Origin of the sequence: Caballeronia sp. SEWSISQ10-4 2 (assembly GCF_030464885.1) — a bacterium.
In the GTDB taxonomy this organism is placed as follows: Bacteria; Pseudomonadota; Gammaproteobacteria; order Burkholderiales; family Burkholderiaceae; genus Caballeronia.
In genome coordinates, this window is sequence record NZ_JALPRJ010000092.1 from 12,425 (window position 1) to 28,687 (window position 16,263).

The following is a 16,263-nucleotide window of genomic DNA, read 5'->3' on the forward strand; positions in this document are numbered from 1 at the left end:
AGGGCGGGTCAGGATCGAATGGATCGACCGCACACCCATATCCATCAAATAAACTGGAGTAGTTTCATGCCGAAGATGAAGACCAAGAAGAGTGCTGCAAAGCGCTTCGTGGTGCGTCCGGGCGGTACCGTCAAGCGCGGTCAAGCCTTCAAGCGCCACATCCTGACGAAGAAGACCACCAAGGTCAAACGCCATTTGCGCGGTTCCACGGCTGTTCATCATGCAGATATGAACTCCGTGCGCGCAATGCTGCCGTTCGCTTAACCCTTAACTGACACTCACAGGAGCGCATTATGCCTAGAGTCAAACGTGGGGTTACCGCACGGGCCCGTCACAAGAAGATCATCAAGCTGGCCAAGGGTTACCGCGGCCGTCGCAATAACGTCTATCGCATCGCCAAGCAAGCGGTCATGCGCGCCGGGCAATATGCCTATCGCGATCGCCGCAACAAGAAGCGTGTGTTCCGTGCTTTGTGGATCACGCGTATCAACGCGGCGGTGCGTCAGCACGACATGACGTACAGCGTGTTCATCAACGGCCTGAAGAAGGCTTCGATCGAACTCGACCGCAAGGTGCTGGCCGACATGGCTGTGTTCGACAAGGCTGCTTTTGCTGCGATCGTCAAGCAGGTAAAAGCCGCCGTTGCAGCCTGATCGAGCTTGTTAGCAAGATTGGTACTGCGTGGTTCGTTGTAGCGTTGTTCTTGACTGGACAGCGCAACGACCGTAAACGGGGCTCTTGTCGAGCCCCGTTTTTGTTGGTGAAGCCGGGTTGAAACGCAACGATGCACCGGTTGCGCAAACATCGGCCCGGAAACGATCAGAAGAACTTTGACGCTGAAATGATGGGATCAATGGATCTGGACCAGATTGTCGCCGACGCGCGAAATGCCTTCGAACACGCCGCCGACGCGGCTACGCTCGAAAACGAAAAGGCCCGCTTTCTTGGCAAGTCCGGGGTGCTCACGGATCTGCTAAAAGGCTTGGGCAAACTCGACCCGGAAGCGCGCAAGACCGAAGGCGCACGCATCAACGCGGTCAAGCAACAGGTGGAAGCGGCACTGAACGCGCGCCGTCAGGCGCTGGCGGATGTGTTGCTGAATCAGCGGCTGGCATCGGAATCGATCGATGTCACCTTGCCTGGCCGCGGTCTTGGCGCTGGCAGCCTGCATCCGGTCATGCGCACGTGGGAACGCGTGGAACAGATTTTCAGTACGATCGGTTTCGATGTGGCCGATGGCCCCGAGATCGAAACGGACTGGTACAACTTCACTGCACTGAACAGCCCGGAAAATCATCCGGCGCGCTCGATGCAGGACACGTTTTATATCGATGGCAAGGATGCGGACGGCCGGCAACTGCTGCTGCGCACGCACACCAGCCCGATGCAAGTGCGCTACGCACGCATGAACAAGCCGCCGATCAAGGTGATCGTGCCGGGCCGGACGTATCGGGTGGACAGCGACGCCACGCATTCACCCATGTTCAATCAGGTCGAAGGTTTGTGGATCGACGAGAACATCAGCTTTGCCGACCTGAAGGGCGTGTACTCCGACTTCCTGAAGAAATTTTTCGAGCGCGATGACATTCTCGTGCGCTTCCGGCCGTCGTATTTTCCGTTTACCGAGCCGTCCGCCGAAATCGACATGATGTTCGAGCAGGGCAAGAACGCCGGTAAATGGCTCGAAATTTCGGGCTCCGGGCAAGTTCATCCGAACGTGATCCGCAACATGGGACTCGACCCGGAACGGTATATCGGTTTTGCATTCGGCAGTGGCCTCGAACGCCTGACGATGCTGCGCTACGGCGTGCAGGATCTGCGCCTTTTCTTCGAAAACGATCTGCGTTTCCTGCAGCAATTTGCCTGACGCTTATTGCTGCGAGCCGTGGTCTGGACGCAGTAGTCCAGACGCAGACACCACTCATTTCGAACTAGACACACATGCAATTCCCGGAATCCTGGCTTAGAACTTTCGTCGATCCCAAGCTCTCGACCGACGAACTCTCGCACGCGCTGACCATGGCGGGTCTCGAAGTGGAGGGCCTTTCGCCCGTCGCGCCGCCGACCACGAAGATTGTCGTCGGGCAGGTGCTGGAAGTGGCGAAGCACCCGAATGCCGACAAGCTTAACGTGTGTCAGGTCGACGCCGGTACCGGCGAGACGCTGAGCATTGTGTGCGGCGCGCCGAACGTGTCGCCGGGCATCAAGGTGCCGGTCGCGCTGGTCGGCGCTGAGTTGCCGCCGGCCGAAACTGGCGGTGTGCCGTTCGCGATCAAGCTGTCGAAGTTGCGCGGCGTGGAAAGTCAGGGCATGTTGTGCTCGGCACGTGAATTGAAGCTGTCGGAAGATCACAGCGGTTTGCTGATCCTGCCCGCCGATACCCCGATTGGCCAGGACATCCGCCAGACGCTCAACCTCGACGACACCGTTTTCGAGATCAAGCTCACACCGAACAAGGCCGATTGTTTGTCGGTATTCGGCGTCGCGCGGGAAACCGCCGCGATCACGGGCGCGCCGTTGCATGCGCTCGAGATGCCGCCGGTGGACGTGACGATCAATGAAATCTTGCCGGTCAAGGTGCTGGCGCCGGATCTGTGCGGACGTTTTTCAGGTCGTGTGATCCGCGGCGTGAACGCGCACGCGAAAACGCCGCATTGGATGGTCGAGCGTCTCGAGCGCTCGGGACAGCGCAGCATTTCCGCCCTCGTCGATATCTCGAATTACGTGATGCTCGAACTCGGCCGGCCGACGCATGTGTTCGATCTGGACAAGATCCACGGCGGCATCGAAGTGCGCTGGGGCAAAAAGGGCGAGTTGCTCAAGCTGCTGAACGGCAACACCGTCGAACTGGATGAAACCGTCGGTGTGATCGCAGACGACCATCACGTCGAAAGCCTCGCCGGGATCATGGGCGGCGACAGCACGGCCGTTTCGCTCGACACGACCAACATTTACCTGGAAGCCGCGTTCTGGTGGCCGGACAGCATCCGCGGCCGCGCGCGCAAGTACAACTTTTCCACCGATGCGGCGCATCGGTTCGAGCGCGGTGTCGATTATTCGACGACCGTCGAGCATATCGAGCGTATTTCTAAACTGATCCTCGATATTTGCGGCGGCGACGCCGGTCCTGTCGACGACCAGACACTCAACGTGCCGACACGCGAGCCGGTGAGCATGCGCGTTTCGCGGGCGAACCGGATTATCGGCGTGGCGATCGGCGCGGAAGAGATCGCACAGATTTTCACGCGGCTCGGTCTGACGTTCACGCGCGACGGCGATATCTTCGCCGTGACGCCGCCGCCGTATCGTTTCGATATCGAGATTGAAGAGGATCTGATCGAGGAAGTCGCACGCATTTACGGCTTCGAGAAGATTCCTGCGCGTCCGCCGGTTGCGACCAGCGAAATGCGGCCGACCAATGAGACGAAGCGCTCGATCCACGTGCTGCGTCACGCGGTCACTGCGCGGGACTACGCGGAGACGGTGAATTTCAGCTTCGTCGATGCCGAATGGGAAGCGGATTTTGCTGGCAACACAAATCCTGTCAAATTGCTGAATCCGATTGCAAGCCAGCTTTCGGTCATGCGCACGACCTTGTTCGGCAGCCTGATCAGCGTGCTGCGCTACAACCTGAACCGTCGCGCGGACCGGATTCGCGTGTTCGAAGCGGGCCGTGTGTTCCTGCACGATCCGGCGATCAAGGCGGGCGAACTGGCTATTGAAGGTTTCGACCAGCCGAAGATGATCGGCGGTCTGGCTTACGGTCCGGCGCTCGAAGAGCAGTGGGGCGTGCCGTCCCGCCCGGTCGATTTCTTCGACGTGAAAGGCGACGTGGAAGCGCTGTTCGCGCCGGTCGTGCCGCGTTTCGTGAAGGCGGAACATCCGGCACTGCACCCGGGACGCAGCGCACGGATCGAAATCGACGGCCGGGCAGTGGGCTGGATCGGCGACCTGCATCCGCGCTGGATGCAGAAATACGACCTGCCGCATGCACCGGTTTTGTTCGAAATCGAAGCCGAGGCATTGATGCAACGTGCGTTACCCGTGCCTTCGGACGTACCGAAATTCCCGCCGGTTCGCCGCGATATCGCGATCGTCGTGGATCAAAAAGTTGAAGTGCAGGCGCTTATCGACGAGCTGGAAAGTGCCCGTTCCGAGCCGGCCTGCAAGCATGTCACCAGGGTTGCTTTATTCGACGAATTTCGTCCAAAATCAAGCACTTCCGGTGGGTTGGACGCGCATGAGAAAAGCCTTGCCTTCCGTGTAACGTTGCAAGATACTGGCGGGACGCTTCAGGACGAAACGGTCGAAACGGCCATCAAAACGCTGGTGGAACGCTTGGCTCGAGTACATGGCGCGCGATTGCGCGGGTAGCCTGCAGTTGGCCCCCTCCGTTTTCATCGTCACGCCATTTTTTCGATATGAACCAAATGAACTCGAGTGATTTCGAAGCCCTTCTTTCGGCGCAACGTAGCGCCATGATCCGAGATGTTCCCACTTCGAACGGTGCGGCAACGGCTGAAACGCCTACGCTGACAAAAGCCGAATTGGCGGAGATGCTATTTGACCATGTCGGGTTGAATAAGCGCGAAGCCAAAGACATGGTGGAAGCATTTTTCGAGGTCATTCGCGACGCGCTTGAAAGCGGCGACAGTGTCAAGCTATCCGGCTTTGGCAACTTTCAGCTACGCGACAAACCGCAGCGTCCCGGACGTAATCCAAAAACGGGGGAAGCCATTCCCATCGCGGCGCGCCGTGTCGTCACGTTTCACGCGAGTCAGAAGTTGAAAGCGCTGGTCGAAGCCGGTGCTGAAAACAGTTTCGGCCGCTGAAGTGACGGGCATTTGCCATGTGCTGCCCGAGCGCTTATTAGCGACATTCGCCCCATTCGCGACATTCACCACGATGGTTGATTGACGATGGAAAAAGTCGTCCTGCCTCCGATTCCGGCTAAACGCTACTTCACAATTGGTGAGGTCAGCGAGCTATGCGGTGTCAAGCCGCATGTGCTGCGCTACTGGGAACAGGAGTTCACGCAACTGCGGCCTGTCAAGCGGCGCGGCAATCGCCGCTATTATCAGCATCACGAAGTACTGCTGATTCGCCGCATTCGTGAATTGCTTTATGAGCAGGGTTTCACGATCAATGGTGCGCGTAACCGGCTTGATTCACATGGACGTCCGAATGGCTCGTCTGGCGATATCGAGGACATGCAGGAAAGCGGTGCGGTTCCTCAAGTGAATGTTGCGGTCGATGTCGATCAATTGCGCAAGGACATTCTGCAAGTGATCGATTTACTGGGCGGATGAGAACCGGCAGGATTCAAGCAAAAACTCAAGCAAAAAGGCGTCGCGATTAATCAGCGACGCCTTTTTTCATTTTGATCGGGCCGGCAACGGGTGCCCGGTTTTACCTGCTTTAAGCATCGCCTGAAACGGTTATTTTCTGGCGTTGTCGCGTTTGATTTCGAGGATCGGCAAATCCGGTTCCGAAAGCATCGCTTTCAGTACATCATTTGCAAATTCCTCGACCACCGCATGCCATTCGATTGTGCCGACCGGAAAATCACCGGGGCATTTTTTTCCCTGGGCCTTGCGGATGGCACCGACGCTCAGACTCAACGCTCTCGCCCTCAGAAAGGTCGGATCGTTCGGATCGGCGGGCGGAGTGATTTCGTAGTCCATAGACGGGCTTTCGGCAGCGATTGGGAAAACTTTAGGAGAATTTGGCGATATTTCTGCGCGCTGGAAGTCGCCGGTTCATTGGCCGGTTCATGAGTGTACACAAGTGGGGCAGGGGCAAAACAGGGACATATTGCAGCGGCACGAATCCCCGATTGCCCCGACCCGCGCTCAGCGGGTATCGTGCTTCGAGAAACCAAAAACGGAGCGCAACATGGCGGAGACATTGGGTGCATTGGGCGTCGCGATCATCGGCGCGGGCATGATGGGCGAGGTACATGCGCGCGCGATACGGCTCGCTGGCGCAACGCTGCGCGGCATTGCGTCATCGAGTGAAAGCCGTGCGGCGGAGGCGGCTAAACGGCTGGGAATCGAACGGGGTTATGCATCGGCGGAAGCGGCGATTGCAGATCCTTCAGTGTCGGTTATCCACGTGTGCACGCCCAACGCCAGCCATTTTCCCCTCGCGATGGCCGCGCTCGACGCCGGCAAGCACGTCATTTGCGAGAAGCCGCTGGCCACCAGTGCTCGCGATGCCGAAGCGCTCGGGCTCGCCGCGCGCAAGTCGGGCCGTATCGCGGCGGTTCCGTTCGTCTACCGCTATCACCCGATGGTCCGCGAAGCCCGTGCGCGTGTGCAAGACGGCAGCGTGGGTCCGCTGCAACTGATGCACGGCAGTTATCTCCAGGACTGGCTGCTGGGTGCCGACGATACCAACTGGCGCGTCGATGCCGCCTTGGGCGGCCCGTCACGGGCGTTCGCTGACATCGGCTCGCACTGGTGCGACCTCGTGGAATGGATCAGCGGCGAGCGCTTCGACTCGGTCGTGGCGAGCCTGCAGACAACGGTCGCCGAACGTCCGGCCGGTTCTGTGCAATCGTTCACCGCGGCGGTTAAAGGCGGGCCGACCCAAACGGTCGGTACGGAAGATGTTGCCGTCGCGTTGCTGCGCACAAAAAGCGGCGTGCTCACGACGCTGACTGTCAGCCAGGTGTCGGCGGGACGCAAGAACCGGCTTTGGTTCGAAATCGATGGCGCGAAGGCGAGCCTTGTATTCGATCAGGAGAATCCGGAACGGCTGTGGGTAGGAGAGCGCGACTCCACGCGCTTGCTGGTGCGCGATCCGTCGCGTGGAAGCGCCGAGCAGCGCCGCCTCGCCACGTTACCGGCGGGGCATGCGCAGGGTTACGCACAGTGTTTCGAGGCGTTCGTGGCGGACACTTACGCGGTGATTCGCGGAGAAACGCGCGATGGCTTGCCGACATTCGACGACGGCTGGCGCTCGGCGCGCATCGTGGATGCAGTGCTGGCGTCGTCGAAGGCGAATGGCTGGGTACGGATCGAGTAGCGACGCCCGCGCCGGACATCGGCGCGGGTTTAAAAGCGCGGCGCGGAAATGGGACAAATCCGCGCCGCGGTTCTGAACACATGTCCGATGCCGGCTTGTTATTACACGTCGTCACAAATCAGCTGGCTCCCTGCGGGACAATGGGGGCACGAACCGTGCTCGTTCAAATACGCTCCTGCAATTTTCCGGAGCTTCGCGCCGATAAACCAGCCCGCCGTAGTAACCGAACGCCGGTTCGCATAAAAAAGTCTCGCCGATGTGTCGATTTGCGGGCTGATCGCACGTCGTGTCGACAGAGGGCGCCTGTTTGGTGCCGTCTCTCCAGTTGGTCAACCTGTTACATCTAGGAGCACCGCGATGTCCACTTCAGCTGTCAAACCGATCCCGGAAGGGATGCATACGATCACGCCTCATCTGGTTTGCAAGGGCGCCTCCGACGCCATCGAGTTCTATAAGAAAGCGTTCAATGCCGTCGAACAAATGCGCTTGCCTGGTCCCGACAACACGGTGATGCACGCCATGCTCACCATCGGCGATTCGACGCTGATGCTGGCAGAAGAATTTCCGAATTGCGGCAGTAGCAGCCCGCTGACACTGAAAGGCTCGCCCGTCACGCTGCATTTGTACACGAAGGATGTTGATGCCTCTGTCGCCCAAGCCGTCGCAGCCGGGGCAAAGGTGACCATGCCCGTCAGCGACATGTTCTGGGGCGACCGCTACGGCCAGATCGAAGATCCGTTCGGTCACCGCTGGTCGCTCGCGACTCACACCCGGGATCTGACTCCGGAACAGATCCAGGAAGCCATGGCGAAAGAGATGCCTAGGTAATTGCTGAACAAAGCGCGATAGAGAACGGCGCCGCGTACCGATGTGTCGGCGTGCGGCGCCGTACCGGTCAAACCCGCAGACCTTCAGGAGTTTCCGTGCAAAAGATTTCCCCTTTTCTATGGTTCGATAACAACGCAGAGGAAGCCGCGCAGTTCTACACGAGCATCTTCAACAACTCGCGAATCGTGTCTGTCATGCGCTCCGGCGACGCAGGACCGGGAGCGAAGGGCGCGGTCATGGGCATCGCGTTTGAACTGGAAGGCCAGCCGTTCAAGGCGTTGAACGGCGGCCCGGTGTTCACCTTTACGCCTGCCATCTCGCTGTTCGTCGATTGCGAGACCCAGGAAGAAGTCGACAACCTATGGGCCCGCCTCGGCGATGGTGGTAAACCGCAGCAGTGCGGCTGGATCACGGACAAGTTCGGTGTGTCGTGGCAGATCGTGCCGTTGACGCTCGGCAGATTGCTTCAGGATTCGGACGCCGAGAAATCGTCGCGTGTCATGCGCGCGATGATGGGTATGATCAAGCTCGATATCGCGGGGCTGGAGCGGGCTTACCGGGGCGACTGACAGGGTTAAAGCGCGGGCCGCGCCAAACGCCGGTACGATCACTCACGGTGAATTCCAATCGCAGCGTGTTTGACGGCTGCATCACTCCCTGTCCATGAGGAAAAAATGATCGTTGAAATGCGTATTTATCACTGCGCGCCGGGTCGTCTGCCGGCATTGAACGACCGGTTCGCCAACATTACGCTCGGCTTTTTCGAGAAATACGGGATCGAGCAGATCGGTTTCTGGACCACGATTGCCGGCCCGAGCAACCATGCGCTGACTTATCTGCTGAAATGGGAAAGCCTGGCTGAGCGTGAAACCAAATGGAACGCATTCCAGGCCGATGCCGAATGGATCGCGAAGCGCGCTGAAACCGAGGCGAAGCAGCCTATTGTCGAGCGGATTGAAAACCACTTTTTGACGCCGACGGCTTATTCCGCTCTGCGGTGATGGGTTTGATTTGGTTTAAACAATAAAGATGCGGTGATACGCCCGGTTGTCGGATTCGATAAGCGGGCGTTTTTGCGAACGGAAGCGCAAGCGATTGGCGCTGAAGAGCGGGAGGGGAAATCATGTCGATTGATTCGGATAGCTATATATAGAAGCTGATCTATCAGGCAGCATGCAGTGCAATCCGTGTGAAGGGCACAATGGCGGCGTCCATCTCTTAGCCTAGCCGTTCAACAAAATTGCAAGGGCCTCACCTGCCGTGGCTATCGCAACGGCAGATTCGACCGGGTTCGTGTTGAGGAACGTCCACAGGCCGACATCGTCTCTGAACTGATTCCACGTTCCGAAAAAACCGAGCGACAGAATCAGCCCGAAAAGCAGGCTGAATGCGATTGCCGCGGACAGCCATTTGTTGTGATCGAGACTGTCCGGTGCATACGCGAACGCACTCAGGCAGAGCAATTGCATGGCGAGAACCACCAGTACTCCAGGATGGTATTGGATACCTTTGTGCGTGAACGAACGCGACATGCGCGAGCGTTCATATCTGTTCCCCATGGCTCGTCCTCCGTGCATCGTGGAGTGTACACACGATCTGTCGCGACGCTCTCGCGTCGTTGGATCCGGGGAACACTATCAATATCGCCCGGATCGATCCCTATATGCGCGGCGGACAAACCAGCCGGTTGGTTCCGCCCGAATACGATCGCTACACCCTCCAGCTCAAGTTTAGCGCTGAGGATGAACCCGCAGCCGGAGCAGCACGAGGTCTGCCCGTTTCTTACAATCGTCCGGCGGATTCGATTACGCGCCTTTGGCACGTCACCTTGCCCAGATACGCCGGTTTCAACAGTGTCAAAACTTCACAACACTGCCCCTGTCATTCATACAAATAGAGTGACAGCGATCGCAGCAAAATGATTAAATTGGACGCACTGCTCTAGATGTGGACGGCATCTTTATGCCACGCCTAGGGAGTCACTTCGTTCTGCATTGGCATCCATTGAGATCGGCCGATGAAGTGCCGATGGAATCTAGCGAGAGCACTATGTCGCCCTGGTTACCCGTAGCCCTAGGTGCTGGAGTCTTCAGCGCGGTCGTCAACCTGGCTTGTAATGCGGTCGCTCGCAGGCGCAGTTCGGCACGCAATGCCGCAGAGCGTATCCATGCAGAACGTCACACCGCATTGACCGTGGCGATGGCACTCGAGGATTTCGTCCGTCGATGTCAGGCGACAATCAATCGCGCCGAACGTAAAGACATGCTGGAACAACAGCAGGTACTGCTGGGCGATATAGAACTCCCGCTTTTTGCCTTCTCCGATGACATTCAATGGCGCGATCTTGAGGCTGGAAAAGCGTCTTACCTTCGAGCGTTTGGCGCCAACGTCACGTACAGCGAGGAGCAGATCCGTTCGAACGATGAATGCGCGAGTGTTGTGGAGTTCGTCGCGAACATCAAGGGGCATTGCGCCGAGTTTGGGCGGCGCGCATGGCTGATGGCGCTGGAACTGCGCGAAGAAAATGAATTGCGCGCAGTCGAGGACCACAATTGCGTCGTTGATTTTGACGCCGCACTGAGCCGATATTCAGCGTGGAAACAGCGCCAAAATGCGCGCAGCGGCAGAGTGCCCGTTCAGTCCCATGTGGCTCAAAGTACGTACTCTTCGCGAAGTAAGGGCAGGGCATTGCCCATCGGCGGCACAGCATAGGTCTGCCTTGCCAATCGTGGCCAAACGGTGGATCGCCGCTCAGGGCCATGGTTCGTGTACTTCCTCGCCTTTGAAGGGCTGTGCACGGGCTCGAACCAACACCTCTACGCCTTCCTAAGCAGAACTTGCTCGCGATTCAACCAAGTTACCCATGTACGGCGGATAAACCGCGAGTCAAACGCTGCTAACAAACGGCGCCGGCCCGGCGCGAACGCGTGGGACGCACGGCCTATCCACGACCTATGCAGGACCACAAAAAAGCCGGCTCGTCGTGAAAGTGTAAAAGCGATATGCTTTCGCCACGGCCCATATCAGAGTGATATCACGTCATGGAATTGCGCCACCTCCGGCACTTTGTCGCGGTTGCCGAGACCCAGCATTTTGGCCGTGCGGCGACCAACCTTGTCGTGAAGGAGGCTAACCGGCGCATGCTGCTGCTGGTCTATGCAGCGGTCGTCCTGCTATGCCCGATTACGTTTCGTAGCTGGCGAGCGGCCGTGGTCGCACTGGTGCCGCTCGTCATCACCTCCACTCTGTGCGAGGCGCTGATGGTCATGCTGGGCATTGGCGTCAAGGTAGCGACCTTGCCCGTGATCGCGCTTGGGGCCGGCATCGGGGCTGAGCGCTCCATTTGCTGTCCGTGCAGCTTAACTATCAGCGCGCCGGATTGCCGCTGCCGGAGGCTTATCGCCGCGCGGTCCAGTTCACCGGCAAGGTTGTCGCGCTGGTGGGCGTAACACTGGCTGCGGGGAGCGTGACCTGGGCGTGGTCGCCCATCAAGGTCCACGCAGACATGGGCATTCTGCTGACCTTCATGTTCCTGGGAAACATGATCGGAGCGCTGGTTCTGATTTCTTCGCTGTCTCACTTCTTGTTGCGCACCGTGTCGTTCAAGCCGAAGTCCACGCAGGCCGACAAGGCCATTGCGCTCGCCGAGAATTCGAAAAGTGCGTGAGTAGAGGTGCGTGAGTGTGCGTGGGTAGATGCGGGGACCGGCCGTCCGGGTGCAAGAGAATCGACTTTCGCCCGTCAGATCACCGCATGCCGCTGACCTAGCGCGGCGAGCAATTGCGGCCACTCGTCGATGTGCGCGTTGTCGTGCAGTTCTTCGAGTTCTGTCAGCAGTTCGACAATACGTTCATCGTAGACGTCAACACCGCACGCATAAAGCACCCGCGGAAGCGCGCCATCGTGTTCATGCCGATAGTATGCGAGGCCGACGCCCTCGATATCGGGGCAATACAGGTCGTCGCGAATGAGCGACCCGATCGCGCACTTGCGGCCGTCATTGCAGCGTAGCCGACAGGATCCGTTTTCGTCTTCGGAGACGGCGCGCTGTGTCAGGAGATGGTCGCGTACGCGCTCATAAATTTCTTTGGCGCTTAGCATGGACGTGACTCACGCAGCATGTTCGAGAAGGTTGGCGCAAAGGCCAAACTGGCACGCAATCGATTCCAGGCGATCGCGCCATTCCCATTTGCCGGAGACATCGTGGGCGTTCTGAAGACAATTGAGCAGCTCGACGGTCGACGGGTTGTACACGTTGATCCGCGAGCGCAACAGCGCCCGCTTGAGCGCCCTGATGGCCCCCTCCATGTAAGAAGGCGCCACGCTCGCAGCCGCACCGACGAAGAGAACCGGGACACCTTCCATGGCTGTCATGTAATCGCCCGGGGCGATGAAGTTGCCCACCGGGCATCCACCGCAGTACCCACGGTATGCGCTGGGGCTTTGGCTGAAGAGGTGACGCACGGCTTTATCAAAAATCTCTTGATGAGTGAGAAAGCACAGCGTTTTCATGGTTGAGTTCCTTGACTGGCACACGGTGAATATCCGGTGTCCTTGATATCCGTATCCGGCAAGCTGTCGACAGACTGATTCATCCGGTCTTTGCCGCTCAAATCGAAACCGACAAAGCGATCTTGCGTTATTCATCACACGATTTTTGCACCAACCAGAACCTGTGCGACCCGCCTTGGAAAGCACTCGCTCACGCTGCCACATCCGTCGCCCAACGGCGCCACTGACGGTTTTGATATTTCGATTCAGCGCTGACCAGTAAGGCCCTGGCCTGGGACGCGCACGCGACATTCCAGACTGTTCCAGTCCATCGCGCGAAGTACCTTGCTGCGGTTCCGTGTGCGTCCTTGACCGGATACACCCCGGGGCGCGGCGGTTTTACGCTGCCGTCCATCCATTCGAAGTTCATTTCGCATGTCTCCTGAGGCCCTGCCATTGGACGGCCCTTTGTGCTTCATGGCAGGTGTCTCGGCGAGAATTTTTGACACACCGCACAAGGCATCCGATGCGGCCGGCAGTCTTGTCTCTGAGGCTCGTCCATACATCAATCCTAGTCTTGAGAGGCCCGATTGTTTAGTCGGGACACGCTGAAACTTCCCTCGGAATTGCTGCTTTTGGACTATCAGGAAATCCCTATAACAGGGCTCTTGAAATGAACGCACCGGCCTCAGGCGCTTATACGCGGCGGGACAGGGGCGGGCCGGATGGGAAGCAGAACCGGAGAGCGTTGTTCCGGGAGTGAGTTGCCTTGCGGGAACAAGCATATGATGGTCATGCAACGAGAGGCAGAACTACGGTGAACGAACATCCCTGGGACCTCCAACCGGATAGCACGGTCCTGATCGCCGGCCACACCCCTGACGAGTGGGTCGAGGCAATCGAGGCTCTGCGCGCACGCGGCGTCAACGTCATGGCAGTTGATGACGCGGGAGAGGTGCTGCGGCGCGCTGGCTCGGAGCAGCCTCGGCTCATCTTGCTCGGCGTGAGCTCGCCGCGACCCGGCGGATTCGACATTTGCCGCCGGCTGAAATCCAACCCGCATACCTCCGATATTCCAGTCATATTCATCGTGCATGGAAGCCAAGCCGTCGCGGCGGCCGAAGCTTATGCCATTGGCGCGGCAGATTGGCTGAACGAGCCGGTGCAGGTTGAGGAGTTGCTCCTGAAGGTCGAGACACAATTGTCGTCGAGTGCATGGCGAGAGCAGTACAACGAACTAAAGCGCACCGAAACCACATTGCGAAAAAGCGAGGCGCAATGGCGAGCGGTCTTCGACAATAATCCGATCATGTACTTCATGGTCGATGCGGCCGGCACGATTCTGCACGTGAACAAACTGGGTGCCGAGCAACTCGGCTACGCCGTCGAAGAACTGGTCGGCGATTCCGTGCTGAAGATTTTTTATGAGACTGACCGGCAGAACGTTCAACGCAACGTTGCCGACTGTCTCGAACAGATCGGCCGGCCGATGAGCTGGGAGCTTCGCAAGGTTCGTAAAGATGGCAGGGTGCTGTGGGTGCGCGAAACCGCCAGGGCGGTACAGCGAGACGACGCCGCGCCGATCGTCCTGGTTGTTTGCGAGGACATCACGCCGCGCAAACGTGCGCAGGAGGAATTGCGGCAGTCCGAAGAAAAATACGCGCGGATGATCCACGCAACGCCTGACGCGATCAGTCTGCGCGGCCTGGCTGATCGCCGCTATATCGAGATCAACGCCGGATTTACGCGTCTTCTCGGCTATGCGCCGGCGGAGGTGCTTGGCAAGACGGCGGCCGAACTGCATCTGGTCGATGAAGGTGAGAAGTACGAGCGAATGCTCGATGGCCTGAGGGAAGACGGCATGGTCTGCTCGGGCGAATTTCGCTTGCGTACGCGCACGGGTGAGCGTCGCTTGGGTGCGACCTCCGCCGTGCTGGTGAGGGTCGGCGACCGGCCGTGCGTGCTTGCAGTGACGCACGACATGACCGACCGCCGGCGCGCGGAAGACGAGTTGCGCCGCAGTGAGGCGTTTCTCGCAGAAGGGCAACGGATCAGCCACACCGGCAGCTGGCTATGGCGCCTCGCGTCCGGCGACCTCGTCTGGTCGGACGAACATTACCGGATTTTCGAGGTCGATCGCGCGACAACCGCCGCGACGTTCGAATTGTTCCTGGAACGCATCCATCCGGAGGACCGGTCGCGCGTGCTGGTTGAACTCATGACCGCACGGCAGACCCGCCGCGGTTTCGACGTCGAGTTCCGGATCGTTCTCCCCGACGGGGCAATCAAGCACCTGCAGACGGTCGGCCGTGCCGTCGCTTCGGACTCGGGCGACACCGCGGAATATATCGGTACGACGATGGACGTTACGGAGCGCAAGCGGGCGGAGGCGGAACGGGAAGCACGGCGGATTGCCGAAACCGCCAATCGGGCGAAGAACGAATTCCTGGCCAACATGAGCCACGAATTACGCACGCCGCTCAACAGTATTCTGGGCTACGCCCAGATCCTGAAACGCAACGAAACATTGGGCGAACGTGAGATCGAAGGCCTCAGTGTGATCCAGCAGAGTGGCGAGCATCTGCTAACGCTCATCAACGACATTCTGGATTTCGCCAAGATCGAAGCAAGCAAGGCGCACCTCAACCTCACCGACATCGCGCTGCCCCAATTCCTGCGAAACATTGCTGAGATCATCAACGTTACAGCGGAGCAAAAGGGCGTCAACTTTATCTGCGACCTGGCGCTGGACCTGCCTGGTGGAATTCGTGCAGACGAGGGCAAATTGCGCCAGGTCCTCTTGAACGTACTGGCGAACGCGGTCAAGTTCACCGACTTTGGCCAGGTGAGCTTTCGGGTACGCTTTTCGCCCCCCAGCCGGCTGCGGTTCGAGGTGCAGGACACCGGGATCGGCGTGAGCGCCGACCAGTGGGAGGTCATCTTTCAGCCCTTCGAGCAGGTGAATAACCCGCAGCGCCGGCTCGGGGGCACCGGCCTGGGGTTGGCCATCAGCCGAAGTTTTGTGCGGCTGATGGGCAGTGAGATCCACGTCACGAGCCAGGTCGGCGTTGGCAGCACCTTCTGGTTTGAACTGGATGAGATACCGGTCAAGATCGAGACCGTGGAGCCACGCGAACGGAATGTGATCGGCTACGCGGGTCCGCGCAAGAAGATCCTGGTGGTCGATGATGTAGAGGCGAATCGTGTGATGGCGCTCGAAATGCTGAGCAGGTTCGGCTTCGACGTAGTCGAGGCAGTCGACGGCCGCGAGGCGCAGGAGAAGGCCCAAACCGTACGGCCGGACTTGATCTTGATGGACATCGTCATGCGGGAGATGGACGGACTGGAAGCCACGCGCCGCTTGCGACAACTACCGGGCCTCGAGGAAGTGCCGATCATTGCGATGTCGGCTCGCACGGCCAGCAGCGACGAGGAGAAGAGTCTGGCGGCCGGGGTAAACGCATTCCTCCCGAAACCCATCGATCTGGACAAGTTCTTTCGGGAGATCGCCCAGCTCTTGAAAGTCAGTCTGACTTACGAACCAAAAGGAACGTCTCCTGTGGCGGGTGAGGAGGGCGGGGCGCTGGTTGCGCCGCCCCCGCAGGATCTGGAACTCCTGCATCACCTGGCCCGGACGGGAAACATGCGTGACATTGCGCAGTGGGCAGCCGGACTCGACGAATGCTATCGCCCCTTCGCCGACCGGCTCCATTTGCTGGCGCAGGGGTATCAGTCCAAGGCCATCCTTAGGCTTGTGGAGCGGTACCTCGAAAAGTGACGTTCCTGTCTTGCATGTACCAGGTTACCGACAGGCGGACACTATGCCCGGTTCGATTCGGCTCAATGCGCAAGAAATCCTCTTGACGTCCTCGCGGTCCTAAAGGACCGGGATTCCTTCTGCAAGACGGCCACGTC

General features: G+C 58.9%; 17 protein-coding genes and 1 pseudogene. 13 read left to right on the forward strand and 5 right to left on the reverse strand.

The window, feature by feature from the left end:
• The first annotated feature begins 66 nt into the window (after positions 1-66).
• The 6 genes from rpmI to M0D69_RS37380 all read left to right on the forward strand — a co-directional run bounded on the left by rpmI (position 67) and on the right by M0D69_RS37380 (position 5,309).
• Positions 67-264 (forward strand): 50S ribosomal protein L35, encoded by a 198-nt coding sequence (gene rpmI, locus M0D69_RS37355; RefSeq protein WP_047898168.1) that lies wholly within the window; start codon positions 67-69, stop codon positions 262-264.
• Between the two features lie 29 nt (positions 265-293).
• The gene (rplT, locus tag M0D69_RS37360) at positions 294-653 is read left to right on the forward strand and encodes a 50S ribosomal protein L20 (protein WP_007585475.1); all 360 of its coding nucleotides are present in this window, start codon (positions 294-296) and stop codon (positions 651-653) included.
• Between the two features lie 200 nt (positions 654-853).
• Positions 854-1,867, forward strand: coding sequence for a phenylalanine--tRNA ligase subunit alpha (gene pheS / locus M0D69_RS37365; RefSeq protein ID WP_301786850.1), 1,014 nt, complete (start codon positions 854-856; stop codon positions 1,865-1,867).
• A gap of 74 nt (positions 1,868-1,941) precedes the next feature.
• Positions 1,942-4,374 (forward strand): phenylalanine--tRNA ligase subunit beta, encoded by a 2,433-nt coding sequence (pheT, locus tag M0D69_RS37370; RefSeq protein ID WP_301786837.1) that lies wholly within the window; start codon positions 1,942-1,944, stop codon positions 4,372-4,374.
• Between the two features lie 47 nt (positions 4,375-4,421).
• Positions 4,422-4,832: an integration host factor subunit alpha gene (locus tag M0D69_RS37375; protein WP_031359001.1), complete on the forward strand. Its 411-nt coding sequence runs from the start codon at positions 4,422-4,424 to the stop codon at positions 4,830-4,832.
• Between the two features lie 87 nt (positions 4,833-4,919).
• Positions 4,920-5,309, forward strand: a complete 390-nt coding sequence (locus tag M0D69_RS37380; RefSeq protein ID WP_301786838.1) for a MerR family transcriptional regulator — start codon at positions 4,920-4,922, stop codon at positions 5,307-5,309.
• Positions 5,310-5,438: 129 nt separating this feature from the next.
• Here the strand turns inward: M0D69_RS37380 and M0D69_RS37385 are convergent, their stop codons facing one another.
• A complete protein-coding gene (locus M0D69_RS37385; protein ID WP_301786839.1) occupies positions 5,439-5,684 on the reverse strand; it encodes a hypothetical protein in 246 nt (81 codons plus the stop codon).
• A 211-nt stretch (positions 5,685-5,895) separates the two neighbouring features.
• Between M0D69_RS37385 and M0D69_RS37390 the strand changes: the two genes are divergently transcribed.
• The 4 genes from M0D69_RS37390 (at position 5,896) to M0D69_RS37405 (ending at position 8,858) form a co-directional block, all read left to right on the forward strand.
• Positions 5,896-7,029: a Gfo/Idh/MocA family protein gene (locus tag M0D69_RS37390; protein ID WP_301786840.1), complete on the forward strand. Its 1,134-nt coding sequence runs from the start codon at positions 5,896-5,898 to the stop codon at positions 7,027-7,029.
• Positions 7,030-7,386: 357 nt separating this feature from the next.
• On the forward strand, positions 7,387-7,857 hold the full coding sequence (locus tag M0D69_RS37395; protein WP_301786841.1) for a VOC family protein: 471 nt from the start codon (positions 7,387-7,389) through the stop codon (positions 7,855-7,857).
• 95 nt (positions 7,858-7,952) lie between these two features.
• On the forward strand, positions 7,953-8,426 hold the full coding sequence (locus tag M0D69_RS37400; RefSeq protein ID WP_301786842.1) for a VOC family protein: 474 nt from the start codon (positions 7,953-7,955) through the stop codon (positions 8,424-8,426).
• Between the two features lie 105 nt (positions 8,427-8,531).
• Positions 8,532-8,858: an NIPSNAP family protein gene (locus M0D69_RS37405; RefSeq protein ID WP_301786843.1), complete on the forward strand. Its 327-nt coding sequence runs from the start codon at positions 8,532-8,534 to the stop codon at positions 8,856-8,858.
• A gap of 222 nt (positions 8,859-9,080) precedes the next feature.
• Here M0D69_RS37405 and M0D69_RS37410 read toward each other — a convergent pair whose 3' ends face one another.
• Positions 9,081-9,416: a hypothetical protein gene (locus M0D69_RS37410; RefSeq protein ID WP_301786844.1), complete on the reverse strand. Its 336-nt coding sequence runs from the start codon at positions 9,414-9,416 to the stop codon at positions 9,081-9,083.
• Between the two features lie 490 nt (positions 9,417-9,906).
• On the opposite strand from M0D69_RS37410, the gene M0D69_RS37415 reads away from it, so the two are divergent.
• Together M0D69_RS37415 and M0D69_RS37420 are read left to right on the forward strand one after the other, a co-directional pair.
• Positions 9,907-10,569 (forward strand): hypothetical protein, encoded by a 663-nt coding sequence (locus M0D69_RS37415; RefSeq protein WP_301786845.1) that lies wholly within the window; start codon positions 9,907-9,909, stop codon positions 10,567-10,569.
• 389 nt (positions 10,570-10,958) lie between these two features.
• A pseudogene (locus M0D69_RS37420) lies at positions 10,959-11,524 on the forward strand (RND family transporter); the annotation flags it as partial.
• Positions 11,525-11,598: 74 nt separating this feature from the next.
• Here M0D69_RS37420 and M0D69_RS37425 read toward each other — a convergent pair.
• From M0D69_RS37425 to M0D69_RS37435, 3 genes are all read right to left on the reverse strand, one after another.
• Complete coding sequence (locus tag M0D69_RS37425; RefSeq protein ID WP_301786846.1) at positions 11,599-11,958, reverse strand: hypothetical protein; 360 nt, start codon at positions 11,956-11,958, stop codon at positions 11,599-11,601.
• 9 nt (positions 11,959-11,967) lie between these two features.
• Entirely contained in the window at positions 11,968-12,369 is a 402-nt protein-coding gene (locus M0D69_RS37430; protein WP_301786847.1) for a hypothetical protein, read from the reverse strand.
• A gap of 190 nt (positions 12,370-12,559) precedes the next feature.
• Positions 12,560-12,778, reverse strand: coding sequence for a hypothetical protein (locus M0D69_RS37435; RefSeq protein ID WP_301786848.1), 219 nt, complete (start codon positions 12,776-12,778; stop codon positions 12,560-12,562).
• Between the two features lie 387 nt (positions 12,779-13,165).
• Between M0D69_RS37435 and M0D69_RS37440 the strand changes: the two genes are divergently transcribed.
• Positions 13,166-16,126, forward strand: a complete 2,961-nt coding sequence (locus M0D69_RS37440; protein ID WP_301786849.1) for a PAS domain S-box protein — start codon at positions 13,166-13,168, stop codon at positions 16,124-16,126.
• Positions 16,127-16,263 lie beyond the last annotated feature (137 nt).

Coding starts and splice junctions, on each gene's coding strand:
- rpmI (WP_047898168.1), top strand. CDS start 67: ATGCCGAAGATGAAGACCAAGAAGAGTGCTGCAAAGCGCTTCGTGGTG.
- rplT (WP_007585475.1), top strand. CDS start 294: ATGCCTAGAGTCAAACGTGGGGTTACCGCACGGGCCCGTCACAAGAAG.
- pheS (WP_301786850.1), top strand. CDS start 854: ATGGATCTGGACCAGATTGTCGCCGACGCGCGAAATGCCTTCGAACAC.
- pheT (WP_301786837.1), top strand. CDS start 1,942: ATGCAATTCCCGGAATCCTGGCTTAGAACTTTCGTCGATCCCAAGCTC.
- M0D69_RS37375 (WP_031359001.1), top strand. CDS start 4,422: ATGAACCAAATGAACTCGAGTGATTTCGAAGCCCTTCTTTCGGCGCAA.
- M0D69_RS37380 (WP_301786838.1), top strand. CDS start 4,920: ATGGAAAAAGTCGTCCTGCCTCCGATTCCGGCTAAACGCTACTTCACA.
- M0D69_RS37385 (WP_301786839.1), bottom strand. CDS start 5,684: ATGGACTACGAAATCACTCCGCCCGCCGATCCGAACGATCCGACCTTT.
- M0D69_RS37390 (WP_301786840.1), top strand. CDS start 5,896: ATGGCGGAGACATTGGGTGCATTGGGCGTCGCGATCATCGGCGCGGGC.
- M0D69_RS37395 (WP_301786841.1), top strand. CDS start 7,387: ATGTCCACTTCAGCTGTCAAACCGATCCCGGAAGGGATGCATACGATC.
- M0D69_RS37405 (WP_301786843.1), top strand. CDS start 8,532: ATGATCGTTGAAATGCGTATTTATCACTGCGCGCCGGGTCGTCTGCCG.
- M0D69_RS37410 (WP_301786844.1), bottom strand. CDS start 9,416: ATGGGGAACAGATATGAACGCTCGCGCATGTCGCGTTCGTTCACGCAC.
- M0D69_RS37415 (WP_301786845.1), top strand. CDS start 9,907: ATGTCGCCCTGGTTACCCGTAGCCCTAGGTGCTGGAGTCTTCAGCGCG.
- M0D69_RS37425 (WP_301786846.1), bottom strand. CDS start 11,958: ATGCTAAGCGCCAAAGAAATTTATGAGCGCGTACGCGACCATCTCCTG.
- M0D69_RS37430 (WP_301786847.1), bottom strand. CDS start 12,369: ATGAAAACGCTGTGCTTTCTCACTCATCAAGAGATTTTTGATAAAGCC.
- M0D69_RS37435 (WP_301786848.1), bottom strand. CDS start 12,778: ATGAACTTCGAATGGATGGACGGCAGCGTAAAACCGCCGCGCCCCGGG.